Raw genomic sequence first — 22,910 nt, 5'->3', positions numbered from 1 at the left:
TCTTACTCCTCTGCCCCGGCAGCTGGTTGCTTACTCGACTCCACACCCTGGGTTGTGGCCAGGTCTTTGCTGCCTTGTTCTTCGTGGTTCGGCCGACCGCGGTTCATGCCTTCGTACTTGTCGACGATGGTCTGGAACTGGTCAGGCGAGGCCACGCTGTACAGCGTGACTGGGTGGTTTTCGCTTGGTTTGGCCAAGGCTTCGTATTCAGCCTTGCTCAGCGTTTTTGGCGACTGCTTGACTTCAGCAACCCACTTCTCGAAGTCGGCCTGGGAAGTGGCAGTAGCCTTGAACTTCATGCCGGTGAAACCAGCGCCGCTGTAGTTGGCGCTGATACCGTCAAACACACCGTTCTCGTTGGCGATCAGGTGCAGTTTGGTGGTCATGCCCGCCATCGCGTAGATCTGGCCGCCCAGACCCGGGATGAAGAACGAGTTCATCACAGCGTCCGAGGTCACACGGAAGTTCACCGGCGTGTTGGCCGGGAAGACCAGCGTGTTGACGGTGGCAATGCCCTGTTCCGGATAGATGAACAGCCATTTCCAGTCCAGCGCGACCACATCGACCTGCACCGGCTTCACGTCGGAATCCAGCGGACGATACGGATCCAGCTTGTGCGTGGACACGTAGGTCACGTAGCCCAGGGCAACGATGATGATGACCGGGATGATCCACACGGCCAGTTCGATCTTGGTCGAGTGCGACCAGTCTGGGGTGTAGGTGGCTGCCTTGTTGGAAGCACGATACTTCCAGGCAAATGCCAAAGTCATGATGATGACCGGCACAACCACCAGCAGCATCAGGCCGGTAGCGATCAGGATAAGGTTCTTTTGCTCAATGCCGACCTGACCCTTCGGGTCGAGCAGGGTCCAGTTGCACCCACTGAGTAAAAGCATGCCTAAAAAGGGCAATATGCCAAACAGTCTGGGGTAACGCTTTTTACTCATCTCACGACCTCTAGATCAGCTTGCTTCAATGCAATTTGTGTTTTGGTCACCAACACTTCGTCCTGCCAAGCGTCAGCAATTTTGGCTCGAATTCGCTCCTGCCTGGGGTCCTCAACGTGGACCTGGGCGGTTAGCGGGCTTAACGGTATTTATGGTGTAGGCAAACGGCCCGTACAGCTGTACCAAGTCCATTTGGTGCGGGTTAACGCGGAGGGGTGTCCGCCCGGTATCGCCGTTGGGCGAAACTTGACGAAGTCAGCAAAAAGGAGGCCGTGGCTTCCTTCAAATCCTGCGACTCGCAAGCAGTGCCGAACGGAAATTGGGGGCGATTGTAGATAGGTCGCCCACCCTTGACTATGACTTATTGAGCAACAGTCTTTTGCAGATTCGGTAACAATGGAGTAGGGAAAATCAGGTTCGCGACAGTTTGTCGCACCCCATCCTACAGGCCTGAAACACTTATCCTGCAAGGCTTTGTCGTTGATCTGGATCAAGCGAATGGCGAGAAAAGGGGCTTCTCTCGCCGTGCAACAGACTTGCGCTCAAACGGTACTTTGGTCTAAGCCCGTTTGCGGTTGCGATAGATGCCTACCGGCACCAGAATCGCGGTCAGCACGAACGCCAGCAGCGCCCATTGTGCCAGCGACAGACCCAGCAGCGGAGGGTATGGCGTGCTACAGAAACCCTCGACCTGGAACGCCAGTGGCCAGACCTTGGCCAGTGGCAAGTCATCGACGATCGGTTGCAGGGTATCGATACCGCAACTGACCGCAGGGTTGGCGAGTATATACACATGGCGCCCAGCCGCAACGATTCCGCCAATGGCACTGAGTACCACCAGCCCTTCGAACAGGGTCAGGCCCCGGCGGTTGGGCATTGCCGCGCCGATGAAGGCAAACAGCGCGATCAGCAGCAATGCATAGCGTTGCAGGATGCACAGCGGGCATGGCGCCTCGCCGAGGACAATCTGCATATACAGCGCGCCGCCAATCAGCGCCAGGCAGATCAGGCCCAGCAGGGCCAGAAAGCGCCGTTCACGGTTCAGGCGCGAGAGTTGTTCGTTCATTGCCGATTCCTTCGAGGGAGAGTGACAGCACGCAGGCCAGCCGCTGGGCAGTTTACACGCTGGCCATGAGCGTGGATGCGTCGAGACAACGGCAAGCGCCACTCTCCGGAGACACTAGGACCGAGCCAAACCTCTTCAGTTCAACGACGGCCCTGTATATAGGCGGGCGAATGCCGGGCAGGCGCAGGCGCCTCGACACACGCAAGTGAAGGATAGCGGGATTAAAGCGAGATTAAGCTGCAGCCGGCCCGTGATCGCGCGAGCCGGCTGCAACAACGGATTTACTCCAGCGCAGCCGCCGGCCCGAAGAACTCGTAACGGCTCTGCGCCTCGGGCACGCCCAACCCTTTGAGCTGGCGTTTGACCGCCGCCATGAATGCCTTCGGCCCCAGGAAGTAAGCATCGACATCCCGCTCCTGCGGCAACCAAGCGGCCAATTGCTGCTCGCTCAACAAGCCCACTGCGTCTGCGCCCTGCCCCGCTTCGGCGTAGCAGTAAAAGCGTTTGAGCTGCGGATGACGCTCAGCCAGCGCGTCTACCCAGTCGCGGAAGGCATGCACTGCGCCATTACGTGCGCAATGAATGAAATGCACCGGACGCTGCGTCGTCAGGGCGGCTTCGAGCATGGCCAGGGTCGGCGTGATGCCGACTCCACCGCTGATCAGTACCAACGGCTTGTCGCTAGCCGCCAGGGTGAAGTCGCCTGACGGTGGGAACAGATTGAGCGTATCGCCCACCATCAGCTGCTCATGCAGATAGTTGGAGACCTTGCCGCCCGCCTCCCGCTTGACGCTGATGCGGTACTGCTGGCCATCGCTCAGTGCCGACAGCGAATAGTTGCGGCGCTGCTCGATGCCATCGATGAACAGCTGCAGGCCGATGTACTGACCAGGCTCGGCCTTGAGCACCGGCTGGCCGTCCTGCGCGGCAAAATAGAACGAGACGATCTCGCTGCTTTCCTGCTCGCGGCGTACCAAGCGAAACTCACGCGCGCCACGCCAGCCGCCAGTGGCCTGCTCCTTCTGCTGATACAGGCCTTCTTCAGCGCCGATGAGGATGTCGGCCAGCTGGCCGTAGGCACCGGCCCAGGCCTCGATCACCGCAGGTGTGGCGATGTCCTTGCCCAATACTTCCTCGATGGCGCGCAGCAAGCAGCGACCGACGATCGGGTAGTGCTCAGGCAGGATCTGCAAGGCGACATGCTTGTTGATGATCTGCCCGACCAAACCGCCCAGTTGCTCGAGCTGGTCGATATGGCGGGCATACATCAGTACGCCATTGGCCAGCGCCCGCGGTTGATCGCCGCTGGCCTGGTGAGCCTGGTTGAACAGCGGACGTACCTCTGGGTATTCACTGAGCATCATTTTATAGAAATGGGTGGTCAGCGCTTCCCCGCCGCTTTCCAGCAACGGCACGGTGGCTTTGACGATTGCACGTTGGTCGGCATTGAGCATTGCAGCAACTCCTGAGGGGCTTCAAATGGATGCAGGTGCTGTTACAGCAATCATGCCAACTATCCGCCCCAGCAAAACCGGGACATTCAACCAAGCAGTGTCAAAATGACCAATCCCGGACTATAGTCATAAAGACCAAAAGGAGTCTTTATGACCACAAAGCCACTGCTCACTGCCCTTCTTCCGCTGGTCAGCGACCTGTCCCGCGATCTGCCCGACCAGGAACGCTACCGGCGCTTGCTGCAAGCCATGCGCAGCCTGCTGCCTTGCGACGCGGCTGCGTTGCTCCGGTTGGATGGCGAATGGCTGGTGCCGCTGGCGGTCGACGGGCTTGCCCCGGATACCCTTGGCCGGCGCTTTCGGGTCAGCGAGCATCCGCGCTTCAAGATTCTGCTCAGCCACAGCGAACCGACCCGCTTCGCCAGTGACAGCGACCTGCCCGACCCGTACGACGGTCTGGTCAATGCCCCTGATGCCAACCTGGAGGTCCATGACTGCATGGGTTGCCCGTTGCTGGTCGACGAGCAGCCGTGGGGTCTGCTGACCCTCGATGCACTGACCCCGGGGCAGTTTCAGAGCCTGGAACTGGAAGCTTTGCAGGCCTTCGCCAGCCTCGCCGCCGCCACGGTCACCGTCGCCGAGCGGATCCAGCACCTGGCCCTGCGCGCCGAGGACGAGCACCAGCGAGCCGAGGTCTATCGCCAGGCCAGTGGCCAGGACAAGGAGCTGATCGGCCAGAGCAAGGCCCACACCCATCTGCTCGAGGAAATCCGCCTGGTCGGCAGCAGCGACCTGACCGTGTTGATCACCGGCGAAACCGGCGTCGGCAAGGAGCTGGTCGCCCAGGCCCTGCACCAGGCCAGCAGCCGCGCCAACAAGCCGCTGATCAGCCTCAACTGCGCAGCGCTGCCGGACACCCTGGTCGAGAGCGAGCTGTTCGGCCATGTCCGCGGCGCCTTCACCGGCGCCCATGGCGAGCGTCGCGGCAAGTTCGAACTGGCCAACGGCGGTACCTTGTTCCTGGATGAGGTCGGCGAGCTGTCGCTGACGGTCCAGGCCAAGCTGCTGCGAGTGCTGCAAAGCGGCCAATTGCAACGGCTCGGCTCGGACCGCGAGCACCATGTCGACGTGCGCCTGATCGCCGCGACCAACCGCGACCTCGCCGACGAAGTGCGCAACGGCCGTTACCGCGCCGACTTCTATCATCGCTTGAGTGTGTACCCCTTGCAGGTGCCGCCGCTGCGCGAGCGCGGCCGCGACGTGCTGCTGCTGGCCGGTTACTTCCTCGAACAAAACCGCTCGCGCCTGGGCTTGAACAGCCTGCGTCTGAGCAGCGAAGCCCAGGCCGCCTTGCTGGCGTACGACTGGCCAGGGAACGTGCGCGAGCTGGAACACCTCATTGGCCGTTCAGCGCTCAAGGCGCTTGGCCAGCAAGCACAGCGCCCGCGCATTCTCACCCTGCAGGCCGCTGACCTCGACCTGCGCAGCGTAGCGCCCATGCCAGCCGCGGCGCTGCAGCTGCCCGCCGATGCGATTCAGACGACGAACGGCGACCTGCGTACGGCCGTCGATAGTTATCAACGCCAGCTGATCGAGGCCTGCCTGCAAAAGCACCAGAACAACTGGGCGAGCGCGGCTCGCGAGCTCGGTCTGGACCGGGCAAACCTCAGCCGTTTATGTCGTCGGCTAGGCCTCAAATGAGGGCGACTGTACAAAAGGATTAACCCAGAAAGCCTCTGGTTGGCTCCCGCACGGCTGCTATATCTCCCTTACTAACGGTGAACAAGGACCGCTCTGGGCGGCTGCTGCGCACGTCTGCGCCGGCCCTCTGGTCTATGTTCACCGCCGGTCCATCAGCAGGGAGCACCTATGGACAACATCGTCGTTGCCGACAAGCAAACCGCCGCCGTTACCCAGAACGCCTGGGGCAATCTGAGCCTGAAAGGGCCGGGCCTGGTGCAGATGCCAGTGCCGCCCGGCGAAGTGGCCACCGTCACTCGCAGCGGCCAGGACCTGATCGTCACGCTCAAGTCGGGCGAAAAAGTCACCATCGGCAACTTCTTTGTAGTCGACGCGGCGGGCGAGCAGAGCGACATGGTCTTCGTCGGCGAAGACGGCACGCTCTGGCACGCCCAGTACAACGCAGAGGCCTTTACCGGTTTCACCTTCGAGGACATCGCCTCGCTGGATGAGCTGATGGCCGGGGTCGGCGTTGCCGGCAGCGGGACCAACACCTTTGCCATCGCGGCCCTGGGCTTGCTGGGCGCCGGTGGTGCTGCGGCGGCAATCGGCGGTGGTGGTGGCGGCGGTGGCGGTGGCAGCTCACCGAACCCTGGCGACACCACCGCACCCGCCAGCCCGATCGATCTATTGGTCTCGCCTGATGGCCTGCGCCTGAGCGGCCGGGGCGAAGCCGGCACCACGGTCAACATCCGTGACGCGGCGGGCAACCTGATCGGCACCGGCACAGTCGGTGCCGACGGCCGTTTCGATGTCACCCTGAGCCCGCCACAAACCAACGGCCAGGCGCTCGAGGTGACCCTTACCGATGCTGCCGGCAACACCTCAGCGCCTGGCAACACCACGGCCCCGGACATCGATACGCCGCCGGTCGACACCACTGCGCCGAATGCGCCAACCGATCTGGTCATCGCCGGCACCGGCAAACAACTGAGCGGTCGCGGCGAAGTGGGCACCACCGTGCAGGTGCGCGATGCTGACGGCAACCTGCTGGGCAGCGGCACCGTCGGCGCCGACGGCACCTTCCAGATCACCCTCGACCCTGCCGTGCTCGACGGCAGCACGTTGCAGGTCACCCTCACCGATGCGGCCGGCAACGTCTCCGCCGCCGGCAGCGTGGTGTCGCGCGACCTGCTTGCACCTGCGCAGCCCACCGACCTGCAGCTGAGCAACGGTGTCACCCTGACCGGTAAAGGCGAGCCAGGCACCACGGTGCAGGTCCGCGACGCCTCAGGCACCCTGATCGGCAGCGGCGTTGTGGCTGCCGACGGCAGCTTCAGCCTGACGTTGAATCCGCCCCAGGCCAACGGTGAAGCGCTGGACGTGCGCCTGGTCGACGCCGCCCAGAACACCTCGGCGCCACTCCAGTTCAATGCCCCCGACACCACCGCCCCAGCCGCAGTCAGTGGCCTGGTTGTCGGTCCGGATCGGCAAGTATTGGGCGGCCGCGGTGAGCCCGGTGCCACGGTCGAAGTGCGCGACAGCAATGGCCTGCTGCTCGGCAGTGGCACGGTAGCTGCCAACGGGACCTTCCTGATCGAGCTCAGCGGCGCCGTGCAGCCAGGCGAGCGCCTGAACGTGGTGCAGACCGACGCCAGCGGCAATGCGTCAGCGCCGCTGCCGTTCGATGTGCCCCTTACCACTACCCCAGTCAGCCCGAGTGACCTGAGCATCGCCGCCAATGGCAGCTCGCTCAGCGGCACCGCCCCGCCTGGCAGCCGCATTCAGGTGCGTGATGCCAATGGCAACGTGATCGGCAGCGTCGTGGTCGGCGCCGAAGGCACCTTTATCGTGGTGCTCAATCCTGCTCAGGCCAACGGTCAGTTACTCGACGTAGTTGCCCTTGATGGCAACGGCGGCGTGTCCCTGCCAGTGCAGATCAGCGCACCGGATATCACCGCGCCCGCTGCCCCCAGCCAGCTTGTGGTCAGCGCTGATGGCAGCCAGCTCAGCGGCCGCGCCGAGCCTGGCAGCACGGTGCGAGTGGTGGGCGCCAATGGCGTTGAACTCGGCACAGCTGTGGTCGGCCCAACCGGCGTGTTCACCATCGCCCTGAATCCGGCCCAGGTCGATGGCGAAGCACTGCAGGTTACCGCCACAGATGCCAAAGGCAATCTGTCTGCGCCCGGCAGTGTCAACGCACCTGATCTGGACAGCCCCGACACCACCGCACCAAACCCGGCCAGCGGGCTGGCCATCAGCGGAGACGGGCGTACGGTCTCGGGTCGCGGCGAGCCTGGCAGCACGGTCAAGGTGCTCGACGCTCAAGGCAATCTGCTCGCGATCGGCACCGTCCTGGCCGACGGCAGCTTCAACCTGCAACTGCCTGCTGCAGTTACCAATGGCTCAAGCCTGCAAGTTACCCTGACCGACGCCGCTGGCAATGCCTCGGCCCCAGCTACGCTGCTCAGCCCTGACCTGCAGGCCCCCGCCCAGCCTACAAACATCAGCCTCAGCGCTGGCGAGACCCTCAGCGGCAGCGCCGAACCAGGCGCCCGGGTGGAGGTGCGCGACGCCAATGGCGACTTGCTCGGCAGCGCCATCGTAGCTGCCAACGGCACCTTCACCCTGACCCTCAACCCACCTCAGGCCAATGGTGAAGTGCTCGATATCCGCGTCATCGACCTGGCCGGCAACGCATCGACGCCGCTGGCCTACGACGCCCCGGACATCACTGCGCCAACGATCATCAGCGGCGTGACCGTGGGCAATGGCGGCCTGACCATTGCCGGTCGTGGTGAAGCAGGTGCCATCGTCGAGGTGCGGGATGCCAATGGCGCCCTGCTCGGCACTGGCACAGTCGGCGCCAACGGCACCTTCCTGTTCGATCTGGATACCCCCGCCGCTGCGGGCCAGGCGATCAGCCTGGTGCAGAAGGATGCCGCCGGCAACACCTCGCCGGAACTCGACCTGACCGTACCCACTACACCCATCCCGGCGACCCCGAGCAATCTCAACCTGGCCGCGGACGGCAGCTCGATCAGCGGCAGTGCTACCCCGGGTACGCGGATCGACGTTCGTGATGCCCAAGGCAATGTCCTGGCCAGCACGGTGGTTGGCGCCGGCGGTACCTTCACCCTGCCGCTGAACCCGGCGCAAGCCAACGGCGAATTGCTCGACGTGGTTGCGGTGGATGGCGCCAGCAGTTCGCTGCCAGCGCAGATCACTGCCCCGGATATCACCCCCCCAGGCGAAGCCAGCGACCTGCAGATCAGCGCCAACGGCGTGACCCTGACCGGCCGCGGCGAAGCCGGCGCCACAGTAGAAGTGCGCAACGCTCAGGGCAATCTGCTGGGCACTGCGCTGGTAGGCGCCAATGGCGTATTCACCGTCACCCTCATCCCCGCCCAGACCGATGGCCAGGTGCTCGACGTCGAGCTGCGCGATGCGGCGGGCAACGAGTCCAGCGCCAGCGCAACGGCGCCGGACCTCGACGGCCCGTTGCAACCGGCGCAGATGGCACTGGATATCGCCGGCACCCAACTGACCGGTGTCGGTCAGGCCGGCTCGCTGGTCACCGTGCGGGCTGCCGACGGTACCGTGCTGGGCAGTAGCACGGTAGGCGCCGACGGCAACTTCAGCGTGACCCTCAACCAGCCCCAGCGCAACGGCGAGAAACTGACCGTCGAAGCCACCGACAGCCGCGGCAACAGTGCCGGTCCGGTCGACTTCACTGCGCCCGACACTCAGGCACCGGAGCCGATCAGCAATGAGGCGATCAATGGCACCGGTAGCCAGATCACAGGCCTTGGCGAACCCGGCGCTACCGTAACCGTACGCGCCGCTGACGGTACAGTGCTCGGCAGCGCGGTAGTGCAAGCCAACGGCGGCTTCACGATTCCCCTCAGCCCAGCCCAGAACAACGGCCAGGCACTGACCGTCGAGCAGCGCGATCCGGCGGGCAATATCTCCACCACAGTGCCCGTCACCGCCCCTGACGGCCAGGCCCCCGATGCGCCCACCGGCCTGGTATTGGCGGCGGACGGCAGTGTGCTCAGTGGACGCGGTGAGCCAGGCAGCGTCGTCACCGTGACCGGCACTGGCGGCGTCATCCTTGGCAGCGCAACCGTGCAGGGCGATGGCAGCTTCCAGGTCGCCCTCAACCCCGTCCAGCTCAACGGCCAGACCCTGACCGCCACGCAAAAGGACCAGGCTGGCAACATCTCCGAGCCGGACACCCTGACCGCGCCAGACCTGCAAGCCCCTGAAGCTGCTCAAGGGGTGCAACTCAATGCGGGCGGCAACCTGATCAGCGGTCAGGCGGAACCGGGCACAACGGTAGAAGTGCGCGACCCGAACGGGGTAGTCATCGGCAGCGTACTGGTGCCTGCCAACGGCAGCTTCAGCGTCCCCCTCAACCCGGTGCCCGTCGCGGGCCAGCCGCTGTCGGTCACCGTCACCGACCTGCAAGGGCAGACCTCCCCGAGCGTGCCGATCAACGCCATCGACGCTACTGCCCCGATCCTGCCAACCGGCGTGCAGGTCAACGCCGATGGCACCCAGGTCAGCGGCAGGGGCGAAGCGGGCAGCACGGTCGAAGTGCGTGACGCTGCCGGCACTGTGCTCGGCAGCACCACCGTGCCGCCAAGCGGCGATTTCAGCGTCATTCTCGACCCAGCGCAGAAAGACGGCCAGGGCTTGAGCGTGGTCGCCACCGATGGCCGCAATGAATCCGATGTGGTGCCAGTCACCGCGCCCGACCTGACCCCGCCAGCCCTGCCCAACGGCGTCAGCGTGGCCAATGACGGCACGGTCACCGGCTCTGCTCCCGGTGCCACCGAGGTGATCATTCGCGATGCCAACGGCATCGAGTTGATCAGAGGGGATGTCGAGGCAGACGGTAGCTTCAGCGTGCAACTGCCAGGCAGCCAGAACAACGGTCAACCGCTGCTGCTGGAGGCTGTCGATGCGGCCACCAACACCAGCCCGGTGCTGCCGATCACCGCCCCTGACACCACCGTACCCGCAGAAGCGACCGATATCAGCGTCAGCCCTGATGGCACCAGCGTCGGCGGCAACGCCGAGCCCGGCAGCACGGTGATCGTGCGTGACGCCGACGGCAATGACATAGGTAGCGTGGTGGCAGGTCCGGACGGCAGCTTCGTGGTGCCGATCAACCCGCCGCTGGCCAGCGGCGACAGCGCCACTGTTGTGGTCAAGGACCCGGGCGGCGAAGCCAGCACACCGCTGGCCGGCCCGGATGGCAGCGAAGTCGCAACACCGACCGACCTCGACCTCAGCGCCGACGGCTTCGTCCTGACCGGCATGGGCACAGTCGGTGCACTGATCACTGTGACCTCCGCCGGCGCCACCCTGGGCACTGCGACGGTGGGCAGCGATGGTATCTTCCGGGTGTTCTTCAGCAACGCTCAACTCAACGCCCAGACCCTGCAGGTCAACGCGCGCTTTGGCGCAGGCAAACCTTCGGTACCGGCTATCGTCACGGCTGAGGACACCACGGCGCCTGATGCGCCAACACAACTGGCGATTGACCGCAGCGGCAGCCTGCTGACGGGTCGCGGCGAGGTCGGCGCGACCGTTTCGGTAGTGGATGCCAATGGCACCCTGCTCGGTTCGGCGACGGTCGGCAGTACCGGCCTGTTCAGCATCAGCCTCACTCCGCCACAAGCCAATGCGCAGTTGTTGACCGTCACCCAGAGCGACGCCAGCAACAACGTTTCGCTGGCAGCGACGACCACTGCGCCAGACCTGCAAGCGCCCTTGGCGGCCAGCGGCGTCAGCCTCAATAGCGCAGCTACCGTGGTCAGCGGCCAGGGCGAAGTCGGGGCCATCGTCACCGTGCGCGACGCCAGTGGCGCGGTGCTGGCTACCGGTACCGTCAACCCGGCTGGCCAGTTCCAGATCACTCTGCCGGCAGCGCAAACCAGCGGCGCCCCCCTGCAGGTCACCCTGAGCGATGCGGCTGGCAATATTTCTGCCCCCGCCAGCCTGGCCACACCGGATCGCACGCCACCTGCGGCGGTTACCCAAACCGTGCTCAGCGCCGACGGCCGTCAGCTTTCCGGTCTGGGCGAAGCCGGTGCCAGTGTCGAGGTGCGCAACAGCGCCGGGGCCTTGCTCGGTACCGCCACAGTAGGTGCCGATGGACGCTTCAGCGTGCTCTTCAGCAGCCCACAGGCCAGCGGCCAGCCGATCGGCGTGACCCAGCAGGACGCCGCGGGCAATACCTCACCCGCGACCTCGGTCAACACGCCTGACCTGACCCCACCGGCACCGCTGACCAACCTGGTGCTCAACAACAATGGCCTGACCTTGACCGGCCTGGGCGAGCCCGGCGCCAGCGTCACGGTGCGCGGCCCGGACGGCACCATCATCGGCAGCGGCAACGTCGCCGCCAACGGCAGCTTTACCCTGACCCTGGATAACGCACAACTAAACGCCCAGCGCCTGAGCGTGACCCAGAGCGACGCCAGCAACAACACCTCAGCGCCTGTGGCCGTGACAGCTCCGGACCTGACCCCTCCCGCAGAGCCTGCCAATCTGCTGTTGGCCAGTAACGGCGTGCAACTGAGCGGCACCGCCGAGGCGGGCAGTACGGTCACAGTCCGCGACAGTGCCGGCAATGTTCTCGGTAGCGTGGTCGCTGCCAGCAATGGCACCTTCCAGGTCACCCTCAACAGCGTCCAGGCCAACGGTCAAACCCTGCAAGTGACCGCCACCGACGCCGCCGGCAACGTGTCCCAACCCGGTAACTTCACCGCACCTGACACTACCCCGCCCGCCGCCGTCGCCAACCTCGCCGTGGCCGCCAATGGCGCCAGCCTCGCCGGCACCGGCGAAGCTGGCGCAACGGTGGCAGTGCGGGCAGCCGATGGCACCTTGCTGGGGACCGGTACAGTGGCTGCGGACGGCCGTTTCACGGTCAATCTGAGCCCGGCGGCAATCGTCGGCAGCAATCTCAGCGTGGTCCAGAGCGACGCCAGCGGCAACGCCTCGCCCGCCGAAACCGTCACTGCCCCAGGCAGCCTGGCGCCGGATATCCCTGGTAATCTGCTGCTGGCCGCAGATGGCCTCAGCGTGACCGGCAGCGGCACTGCCGGCAGCACGGTCACGGTGTACGGCCCCGGCGGCGTAGTGCTTGGCACTGCGGTGGTAGCGGCAGGCGGCACCTTCACGGTGGCGCTCAACAGCGTCCAGGCCAACGGTGAAACCCTGCAGGTCGGCGCAGTCGGCACCGACGGCAGCGCTTCGCTGCCGGCCACCCTGCAGGCGCCGGATACCACTGCGCCGCAGCCGCTCAGCGAACTGCAACTGGCCAGTGATGGGCTGACCTTGACCGGCCGTGGCGAGCCCGGCGCCCGGGTCAGCATCAGCGGCCCTGGAGGCGTCGATCTGGGCGAAGGGGTGGTCGGCGCCGACGGCCGGTTCAGCCTGCAACTGACTGCTCCGCAGCGCAATGGCGAGGCGCTCAACGCCAGCCAGACCGATGCCGCCGGCAACGAATCCAACAGCGTCAGCCTGACCGCACCCGATCTGCTCGCCCCGAACGCACCGGGCAACCTCACCGTCACCGGCGGCGGCACCCTGCTCGACGGCACCGGCGAAGCTGGCAGCAAAGTCACTGTGCTGGCCGCTGACGGCAGCGTCATCGGCAGCGGCATCGTGCGTGATGACGGCAGCTTCCAGGTCTCGCTCAATCCGATCCAGGCCAACGGCCAAAGCCTGCAGGTCGTGCTCACTGACAACGCCGGCAACCAATCGCCGGCGGCCAGCACCACCGCGGCCGATATCACCGCACCGGATGCGCTGACGTCGCTCGCGATTGCCAGCGACGGCGCGACCCTGACTGGTCGCGGCGAGGCCGGGGCCACGGTCAAGGTCAGCGGCCCGGATGGCGCGCCGCTGGGCGAAGCACTGGTCGATGCCAACGGCTTCTTTACCCTCACCCTCAACCCTGCACTGGGCAATGCCGAACGGCTCAGCCTGACCCAGACCGACCTGGCCGGCAACGTCTCTGCGCCAGCAACTCTCGATACGCCTGACTTCACCCCGCCGACGCAGCTCACTGCGGTGACTATCAGTACCGACGGCAGCATGATCGCCGGCCGCGGTGAAGCCGGCGCAACCGTCACCGTGACCGATGCCAACGGCACGTTGCTGGGCACTACCAAAGTGCTTGCCGACGGCAGCTTCGAGGTCATGCTCACGCCCGCGCAGATCAACCAGCAAGTGCTCGCGGTGCAACAGGCCGACCCGCCCGGCAACATCAGCCAGCCGGTCAACGTCGAGGCACCTGACCTGACCCCACCTGAGGCACCTGCGCAACTGCAACTGAATGCCGATGGCAGCCAACTCAGCGGCGTCGGCGAGCCAGGCAGTACCGCCAGGGTCTACCTTGGCAGCAGCCAGATCGGCACCGTGCAGGTTGGCGCCGATGGCAGGTTCGTGGTGGCATTGAACCCGCCGCAGAACAACGGCCAGCAACTGCAGGTGACCCTTGAGGATGCCAAAGGCAACCTGTCGCCAAGCACCCCGGCGACCGCGCCGGATACCACTCCACCTCCTGCCGTCGACGCCACCATCAACGCCAGCGGCACCCAGCTCAAAGGCTCCGGTGAAGCCGGCGCACGGCTGACCGTACTCAACGACAAGGGCGACCTGGTCGGTCAGGGCAGCATCGCCGCCGATGGCACCTTCGTCCTCAACCTGTCACCGGCGCAACTTGACGGCCAGGTGCTGAGCATCGTTGCCCAGGATGCTACCGGCAATCCGTCGCCGGCCTTTGCCGTCACGGCACCTGACCTGACCCCGCCAGCGCAACCCACTGGCCTCTCCGTGAACTCTGAGGGCACACTGCTCATCGGCACTGGCGAGCCCGGCAGCTTCATCACCGTACGTGCCCCGGACAACACCGTGGTCGGTTCCATCCAGGTCCCCCCAGGCGGTAACTTCAGCGTGCCCCTCGACCCGCCACAAAACAACGGCGAGATACTCGACGTGGTTGCTACTGACGCTGCCGGCAACGCCGCGCTGGCGGTGACTGTCACGGCTGAAGACACCAGCCCACCGGCACCGGTCAGCAACCTGGTGATCGATGCGACCTACAGCGTACTCAGCGGCCGCGGCGAAGCCGGCGCCAGTGTGATCGTCAGCCAGAACGGCGTGCAGATCGGCGAGGGCACCGTACTCGCCAACGGCACGTTCCAGATCGAGCTCGATACCCTGGCCCTGCCAGGTATAGAACTCAGCGTGGTGCAGACCGATGCCGCGCAGAACCCTTCGCTGCCGGCCGACTACACCCCGCCGCTGGTACCGCTGACCGCCGCGCCGCTCAATGTCGCGCTGATTGCCAATGGCGAAACCCTGACAGGTACCTCGATCCTCGGCGCCAGCATCACCGTCTACAACGCGGCCGGTCAGGTCATCGGCGAGGCCTTGGTCGTTCAAGCCAACGGTAGTTTCAGCGTTACGCTGAACCCACCGCAACGCAACGGCGAGGTGCTCTCGGTAACCGCCGACGCAGCCGACGCCGGCGAATCGGCCCCGGTCATTGTCCAGGCCGGTGATACCACTCCACCTGCGATACCGGTAGTCAGCGCACTGTCCAGCAACGGTCTGGTCCTGACCGGCACCGGTGAGGCGGGAGCCACCGTGTTCGTACGGGATACCCAGGGCAATCTGCTCGGCAGTGGCCAGGTCAACGCTGGCGGCGCCTTCAGCATCAATCTCAATGCGCCACAGCTCAACGGTCAGATCCTTGAGGTCAGCCAGCGCGACGCTGCCCTCAATCTGTCCGACAATGTGGGCTTCATCGCCCCTGACGTGCAGGCGCCCAACCCGCCAGGCAACTTGCTGGTCAATGGCTTGGGCACCCAGCTCAGTGGCACGGGCGAAATCGGTGCCACCGTTAGCGTGTTCTCGGCTACAGGCACACCGCTGGGCACCGCCGTGGTCGGCCCCAACGGGCAATTTACCGTCAACCTCACCGCTACCCAGAACGACGGCCAGGTGCTGACCGTGCGCCAGGCCGACGCCGCTGGCAATATCTCCGGCACCACCACCATCGGCGCGCCGGACACTACGCCACCGCCCGCCCCCACCTCCACCATCAATGCTGCTGGCACCTTGGTCAGCGGCGCCGGCATCGCCGGCAACAAGATCACCGTGCTCGGCGCCGGCGGCGTAGTGCTGGGCAGCGCCATCGTCGGCGCCAACGGCCTGTTCGTGGTCAGCTTGCTGGCGGCGCAGGTCGACAACCAGGCCTTGACGGTCAACCAGAGCGATGCCGCGGGCAATACCTCCGGGGTGGCCCTGACTGCCCCGGACATCACCCCACCCGCCATCGCCAGCAATCTGGTGATCAATGCCGACGGCAGCGTCATCACCGGGCGCGGCGAGCCTGGCGCGACGGTGACGGTGCGCGGTCCCAGCGGGGTCGTTTCGCAGCCTGCCACGGTCAATCCGGACGGCACCTTCACGGTCACCCTGAGCCCTGCCCAGGATAACGGCCAAGCCCTTTCGATCACCCTTACCGACCCGCGCAACAATGTCTCCGCCGGGGTTGCGCTGATCGCGCCGGACGTCGACGCCAACGCGCCAGTCTCGGCCAGCGACAATCTGGCGGTAGCCACGGTGAACCTGGCCCCGGTCATCACCACCAAGACCTTCACCGACAGCTTCAGCACGCTGTTGTCCGGTTTCTCGAAAACCTTCACCTGGACGGTCGCCGCCGGCACTACTGCCGACCCGACCCTGACCCTCAGCACCAGCAGCGCCTTGGCCTTGCTCGACGGCGCGACCTACACCCTGCAGGTCAAGAATGCTGCTGGCGGCTGGGTCACCCTCGCCACCGGCAGCAGCCAGGGGCTGCTCGACCTGATCCTGCTGCCGCTGGGCCAGGGTCTGCAGGTCAATATCGGCGAACTGCTGGCGGGTGACTACCGGCTAACGGTCAACAGTACCGGTATCGGTCTGCTGACCACAGTCACCACCAGTCTGGACGTGCAGTCCACCAGCCTGACCCAGTTCACCGGCACCGGCACGCCGACCACCGGCAACGTCCTCAGCGACCCTGGCACCGACGGCAGCGTCGACCAGACCGGCCCGGACAACGGCGCGGTGGTGCAGGTACTGAAAAACGGCAGCTACGTCTCCGCCGGCGCCGCCACCGAAGTGCAGGGTCTGTACGGCACCTTGCTGATCCGCGCCGATGGCAGCTACAGCTATACCCCCAACGGCAGCCCGTCGAGTGTGGGCAAGGTCGATGTGTTCAGCTATCAGCTGCTGCATGCCAACGGCCTCAAAGACACCGCCAATCTCTACGTGCGCATCGACAGCCCACAAGCCACCGAGATCTGGAACGACAACAACTACAGCGCGCCAGCCACCGTGGTCGACGCGGTCAACGACCTCGACAGCACCGGTATCAGCCTGGTCAACCGTGAAACCAGCGGCAGCGCCAACCTGGCCAACCTGAGCTTGCCGCTGATTGGCAACCGCTCGGTAACGTCGGCAACCAATACGGTTGCGGTCGACACCACTGCCGATCTGCAGGTAGTGCTCAACTCGAGCAATCTGCTCGGGCTGCTCAACGGCACCAAGATCGAGCTGCTCAAGCTCAATCCGGCAACAGGTCTGTATGTAGTTGAGCAAACCGTTACTGGCGGCTCACTGGTCAGCCTGCTCGGCGGCGGCGCGGCGTACACCTTCCAGGACAAGGGGCCAGGTTCGTATCAAATTCGCGTCAGCGCCGGCGGCATTGGCCTGGCCGCTTCGATTGCCACCACTATCAACACCACCACGACCTACACCAAGGAATTCGTAGTCAGTGGCTACACCCCGGTCAGCGGCAACCTGCTCAACGACACCACCGGTACCGGCAGCGATACCCTCGGCTCCAGCCTGACCGTGCTCAGCGTGCTGGTGGCGGCCAACACCTATGCCATCCCCGGCTACAACGGCATCAGTGTCACCGGCACCTACGGCACGCTGCTGGTGCAGGCAGATGGCAGCTACAGCTATACCCTCAAGCCCGGCCTGAGCGCTGCCGTGATTGGCCAGCAGGACACCTTCACCTACGAACTGACCCACCCCAACGGCACCACCGACACCGCCACCCTGACCATTGGCCTGAACAACGCAGCAGCCTTCACCGCTACCTCGGCGCTGCTGGCCGGCGGCGACGATGACGCCGGCGCGCTGTTCAGTGTGGCCGCCGCCACTGCGGTCGAAGGGCTGCACGGCGGCGATGGCAACGACCACCTCGACGGCAGTCAGGGTGGGGCAATCAGCCTGACCGGCGGCGCCGGTGACGACACACTGGTGATCGTCGATCAGCAGTTCACCAACGTCGACGGCGGCAGCGGTACCGACACCCTGTTGTGGGCCGGCGGCGATGCCAGTATCGACCTCGGCAGCCTGGTTGGGCGCCTGCACGACATCGAGGTGATCGACCTCAACGACAGCAGTTCGGTGACCTTGAGCCTGAGCCTGGCCGACGTGGTGGCGGTGACCGAAAGCGCCAACGACACCCTGCTGATCAAGGGTGACAGCAACGATACCGTGCAGCTCAGCGACAACTGGACCCTGACCGGCCAGCAGAATGCCGACGGTATCGACTATACCCAGTACACCGCTCAGGAGGATCCAAGCCACCACTTGTGGGTACAGAACGGCATCCACGTTGTTTGAAGCTGATGAATCCCGCCGGGCAACCGGCGGCAAGGACGACCAGCAGTAAGGGAAACCTGTGAAGCGAGGCTGTCAGCTGTCACCGCTGTTACTGGGAGCCCTCGGGCTCCTCGCGTGCAACCTCTACCCGGTCGCCATGGCGGCCGATGACATAGACCCGCAACTGCGCCAGATCGGCCCGTCGTTGTTGCGCGATGCTCCGGATGCCGTACCGGCGCGCGCGCCGGTCGGCCAGTCGGCCATAGCTGGCGACCGCCTCGGCATCGACGAGGCGGTGCTGATGGCCGCGCAATGGCACCCCAGCATCGCCGAGGCGGTAGGCAACCTGTACAAACAGGGCGAAGGCATCAACGTCGCCCGCGCTGGTTATTACCCGCAGATTTCCGGCGGCCTGCGCGGCGGCTACGACACCGGCAACGGCGCCGACCGCAGCAGCCAGGCACTAAACCTGTCGCTCAAGCAGATGCTGTATGACTTCGGCAAGGTCGACAACGCCGTCAGCGCCGCCCGCGCCGCTGCCGCCCGGGCCCAGGCCAACATCCTGCTGGTGCTCGATGACCTTGCCCGCGACACCGCCTATGCCTGGATCGAAACCCGCCGCTACGAGCAACTGACAGTGATCGCCCGCGAGCAGATCCGCGGCGTCGGCGACATCGTCGAGCTCGCCCGGCAACGCAGCGACATGGGCGCCAGCGCCCGTTCCGACACGGTGCAGGCCGAGTCACGGGTCGAAAGCGCGCGAGCCACCTTCGCTGAATATCAAGCGCAGCACCAACGCTGGCGCTCGACCCTGGCGGCGCTGCTCGGGCGCATCTCGCCACCGGCGCTGGCCGAGGAGTCACCGCGCCAACTGGAGGGTGCCTGCAGCCGCACCCAAGGCGGCGACGAGCGTTTGCCAGCGGTGCTGATGGCCTTGGCATTGCGTGCGCAGTCTCAGGCCGAGTTGGCCCAGGCCAAGGCTGAAGCCTACCCGACCCTGTCGTTGCAGCCGCAGGTCAATCACTACCTGGACAACGAATACGACCGCGACAATTCGCGCCTCGACCGCACCCAGGCCGGCATTTACCTCAACCTCGAAGTGCCGATTTATCAAGGCGGCGCCGTCAGTGCCCGCAGCCGCGCCGCGGGATATGCGCTGACCTCGGCCGACGCTGCTGAAGACGCCGCTCGCCTGCAGGCCCGCCGCGGCCTGGCTGAGGCGCAGGCGCAGACCGCCGGCCTGGCGCGGCGGCTGCGCTCGCTGGAAGCGCGCCAGGTCAGCATCCAGGAGGCGCGCATGCTCTATGGCCGGCAGTACCTGGACCTCGGCACGCGACCGCTGCTCGACCTGCTCAACGCCGAGCAGGAGATCTACCAGTCACGCTTCGAACTGGCCGGCACTCGCTCGGACCTGCTCCGACTGGATATCGACTGCCTCTACAACAGCAGTGCGCTGCGCTCGGCCTTCGCTCTTGAAGGCCGCAGCCTGCAAGGCGTGGAGATTCAACCATGAGCGACACCGTCAACCTTGATCTGCAGCAGACGCAACAGGCCGCGGCTGCGCCGGACGCACCGCCCCGGGCTGACCTCGGACCGTGGCTGGAGGTGATGCTGCAGGTCGCCCACCACTACCGCCTGGACGTCTCGCCGCAGCGCATCCGCTTGGCCGCCATTGAGGATGCGCGGCCGCTGGACGAGATCCTGCGGCACATGGCGCGGCAGGCCGGGCTGACCCTGCGTTTCGTGCGCTTCGATGCCAAAGGCCTGCGCCAGTGGCGCACCCCGATGGTGCTGGAACTCGACGACGGCCAGTTGGCCACGGTCGAGGCGGTTACCGAAGAAAACGATCTGGCAGTGGTGTTCGCCGGTGATCAGGGGCTGACCTCACGGCTGCCCCGTGAGGCGCTGACCGGCCGCATCGTGCGGGTAGCCCTGCTGCGTCCGGCGCGGCCGTTGCGCGATGTGCGCACCGACGACTACACCGCGCCGTATGACCGCCACTGGTTCGCCCGCATCGTCCTGCGCGACCTGCGCCCGTATGGCCAGGTCATGCTCGCCTCACTGGTGGCCAACGTGCTGGCATTGGCCGGGGTGCTGTTCTCGATGCAGGTATACGACCGGGTGATCCCGGCCGAATCGCTGCCGACCCTGTACGTGTTGTTCGGCGGCGTAGTGCTGGCGCTGGTGTTCGACTTCAGCATGCGCCTGCTGCGCCTGAAGGTCACCGACCTGCTCGGCAAGCGCGCCGACCTGCGCATCTCCGACCTGGTCTTCGGCCATGCCCTGCGCCTGCGCAACTCGGTGCGGCCAAAATCTACCGGCTCGTTCATCTCACAGTTGCGCGAACTGGAACAGATCCGCGACCTGATCACCTCGAGCACTGCCACGGCGCTGGCCGATTTGCCGTTCTTCCTGTTGTTCCTGCTGGTGTTCTGGCTGATCGGCGGCGTGCTGGTGGTGATCCCGTTGGCAGCGCTGGTGGCCATGCTCCTGCCCGGCCTGCTCGCGCAACGGCGGCTGGCACGTCTGGCGAATGCGTCGATGCGCGAGTCGGCGCTGCGCAACGCCATGCTGGTCGAGAGCATCCAGGGCATGGACGAGATCAAGGCGCTGCAGGCCGAGGCCCGCTTCGAGCGCCAATGGAACCAGTACAACGCCGCCTGCGCCCACAGCAACCTGCGCCTGCGCACGCTGACCAATGGCCTGGTGACCTGGACCCAGAACGTCCAGGGCGCGGTGTTTGCCGTGGTCATCGTGGTCGGCGCGCCGATGGTGATTGCGGGTGACCTGACCACCGGCAGCCTGGTCGCGGCATCCATGCTGTCGTCGCGGATGATGGCGCCCATGGCCCAACTGACCCACGTGCTGACCCGCTGGCAACAGGCCAAGGTCGCCCTGCAAGGGCTGGACAAATTGATGCAGTCACCAGTCGATCACCCCGAAAGCGAAGCACGCGTGCATCTGCCGGCAATTCGTGGCGAATATCAGCTGCGCCAAGCCACTTTCCGCTACAGCCCTGAAGCACCGCCGGCCCTGAACATCAACCAACTGAACATTCAGCCTGGCGAACGCATCGCGATTCTGGGCCGCAATGGCGCTGGCAAGTCGACCCTGCTGCAGGCCCTGGGCGGGGCGATGGATCTGGTCGAGGGCGAGGTCACGCTCGATGGCATCGCCATGGCCCACCTCGACCCGGCCGACCTGCGCCGCGACGTCGGCCTGCTGGCGCAGTACTCGCGGCTGTTCCACGGCACCCTGCGGGAAAACCTCACCCTCGGCGCCGGCCAGGCCAGCGACCAGGAACTGCTCGCCGCCCTGGCTGCCAGTGGCGCGCTGGAATTCGTCCGGCAATTGCCCAAGGGCATGGACCACCTGGTGCTCGAAGGCGGCGCAGGCTTGTCCGGCGGGCAACGCCAGGCCCTGGTCCTGGCGCGGCTGCTGGTGCGCCAGCCACAGGTGCTGCTGCTCGATGAGCCGACCGCATCGCTGGATGACATCAGCGAACGGCGCCTGCTGGATAACCTCGAGCGCTTCTGCCAGGGCCGCACGCTGATCATCGCCACCCACCGCATGAGCGTCCTGCAACGGGTCGATCGGGTGCTGGTGCTCGATGGCGGGCGGATCATCATCGACGACAAACGTGACGCTGCCCTGTCACGTTTGAGTCAGGGCGGTCAGCCAAGCCAGGGAGGCAAAGCATGAGCAGCCACGAACTTCCGGCATCATACCTGGATGGAGAAGACGACCACGCCGTGCTGCGCGCCGGGCGCATCATCATGGTCTGCGCCTTGATGCTGGCGGCGTTTCTGGCCTGGGCAGCGTGGTTCGAGGTGGTCGAGGTGTCGACCGGCACCGGCAAGGTCATCCCCAGTTCGCGCGAGCAGGTGATCCAGTCGTTTGAAGGCGGCATCGTCGCGCAGATGAACGTCGCCGAAGGCGATCTGGTCGAGCGCGACCAGGTGCTGGCCCAGCTCGATCCAACCAAGACCTCATCCAGCGTCGGCGAGAGCGAGGCCAAGTACTGGGCAGCGCTGGCCAGCGTCGCCCGGCTGCGCGCCGAGGTCACCGGCAAGCCGCTGAACTTCCCGCCCAGCCTGAGCAAGTCGCCGGAGCTGATCGAGACCGAAACCGCGCTGTACCAGACCCGCCGCCGCGGCCTCGAGCAGACCCTGGCCGGCATCGAGGACTCGCTGCGGCTGGTGCGCAGCGAACTAAAAATCACCGAAAACCTGGCCAAGATGGGCGCCTCCAGCCGGGTCGAAGTGATCCGCCTCAACCGCCAGCGCTCGGAGCTCGAACTCAAGGCCAACGAAGCGCGCTCGGACTACCTGGTGCGCGCCCGCGAAGACCTGGCCAGGGCCAGCGCCGAAGCCGACAGCCTCGAGCAGGTGATCCGCGGCCGCAACGACTCGCTGTCCCGCCTGACCCTGCGCTCGCCGGTACGCGGCATCGTCAAGGATATCGAAGTGAATACCCTTGGCGGGGTGGTCCAGCCAGGCGGCCAGGTGATGAAAATCGTACCGATGGACGAGCGCCTGCTGATCGAAACACGCATTGCCCCGCGCGATATCGCCTTCATCCACCCCGATCAGGCGGCCAAGGTCAAGATCAGCGCCTACGACTACTCAATCTATGGCGGCCTCGAAGGCAAGGTGGTGGGTATCTCGCCAGATACCCTGCAGGACGAATTCAAACCCGAGATCTATTACTACCGGGTGTTCATCCGCACCGAACAGGACAGCCTGCAGAACAAGGCCGGCAAACATTTCGCCATTGTCCCGGGCATGATCGCTACGGTGGACATCCGCAGCGGCGAAAAAACCATCCTCGATTACCTGATCAAGCCACTCAATCGAGCCAAGGAGGCCCTGCGCGAACGTTGAACCGGTTGCCCCAAGACCAACACGGTCCCCGTAGGAGCGGCCTTGCGTCGCGAAAGGCCCGCAAAGCGGGCCCGGCGATTATGTGGTGTTGCGCAGATCCTGGGGCCGCTACGCAGCCCTTTCGCGACACAAGGCCGCTCCTACAGTAGTACGCGTGCGCCGTTGATAAAGGATGGTGCTAAAGCCTGGG

The 22,910-nt window shown here is 65.4% G+C and carries 8 protein-coding genes; 5 read left to right on the top strand and 3 right to left on the bottom strand.

Annotation, left to right across the window (positions count from 1 at the left end; genetic code table 11):
• Positions 1 to 2: 2 nt before the first annotated feature.
• From cyoA to hmpA, 3 genes are all read right to left on the bottom strand, one after another.
• Positions 3 to 947 (bottom strand): ubiquinol oxidase subunit II, encoded by a 945-nt coding sequence (gene cyoA / locus IDM28_RS03530; RefSeq protein WP_101316638.1) that lies wholly within the window; start codon positions 945 to 947, stop codon positions 3 to 5.
• A 559-nt stretch (positions 948 to 1,506) separates the two neighbouring features.
• A complete protein-coding gene (locus IDM28_RS03525; RefSeq protein ID WP_101316636.1) occupies positions 1,507 to 2,013 on the bottom strand; it encodes a disulfide bond formation protein B in 507 nt (168 codons plus the stop codon).
• A 281-nt stretch (positions 2,014 to 2,294) separates the two neighbouring features.
• Positions 2,295 to 3,467, bottom strand: coding sequence for an NO-inducible flavohemoprotein (gene hmpA / locus IDM28_RS03520; protein ID WP_101316634.1), 1,173 nt, complete (start codon positions 3,465 to 3,467; stop codon positions 2,295 to 2,297).
• A 150-nt stretch (positions 3,468 to 3,617) separates the two neighbouring features.
• Here hmpA and norR point away from each other — a divergent pair, with 150 nt between their 5' ends.
• The 5 genes from norR (at position 3,618) to IDM28_RS03495 (ending at position 22,720) form a co-directional block, all read left to right on the top strand.
• Positions 3,618 to 5,168: a nitric oxide reductase transcriptional regulator NorR gene (gene norR / locus IDM28_RS03515; RefSeq protein ID WP_188035377.1), complete on the top strand. Its 1,551-nt coding sequence runs from the start codon at positions 3,618 to 3,620 to the stop codon at positions 5,166 to 5,168.
• 168 nt (positions 5,169 to 5,336) lie between these two features.
• Entirely contained in the window at positions 5,337 to 17,858 is a 12,522-nt protein-coding gene (locus tag IDM28_RS03510; RefSeq protein WP_188035376.1) for a BapA/Bap/LapF family large adhesin, read from the top strand.
• A gap of 58 nt (positions 17,859 to 17,916) precedes the next feature.
• The gene (locus IDM28_RS03505; RefSeq protein ID WP_188035375.1) at positions 17,917 to 19,350 is read left to right on the top strand and encodes a TolC family outer membrane protein; all 1,434 of its coding nucleotides are present in this window, start codon (positions 17,917 to 17,919) and stop codon (positions 19,348 to 19,350) included.
• A complete protein-coding gene (locus tag IDM28_RS03500; RefSeq protein WP_188035374.1) occupies positions 19,347 to 21,539 on the top strand; it encodes a type I secretion system permease/ATPase in 2,193 nt (730 codons plus the stop codon). The genes IDM28_RS03505 and IDM28_RS03500 overlap by 4 nt, the downstream gene beginning before the upstream one ends.
• Entirely contained in the window at positions 21,536 to 22,720 is a 1,185-nt protein-coding gene (locus IDM28_RS03495; protein WP_101316624.1) for an HlyD family type I secretion periplasmic adaptor subunit, read from the top strand. Before IDM28_RS03500 ends, IDM28_RS03495 begins: the two co-directional genes overlap by 4 nt.
• Positions 22,721 to 22,910 lie beyond the last annotated feature (190 nt).

Origin of the sequence: Pseudomonas sp. EZ-C24 (assembly GCF_014525325.1) — a bacterium.
Lineage (GTDB): Bacteria > Pseudomonadota > Gammaproteobacteria > Pseudomonadales > Pseudomonadaceae > Aquipseudomonas > Aquipseudomonas shirazensis.
Note: the sequence above shows the minus strand (reverse complement) of the source record. Positions and strands in the feature narration are given on the sequence as shown.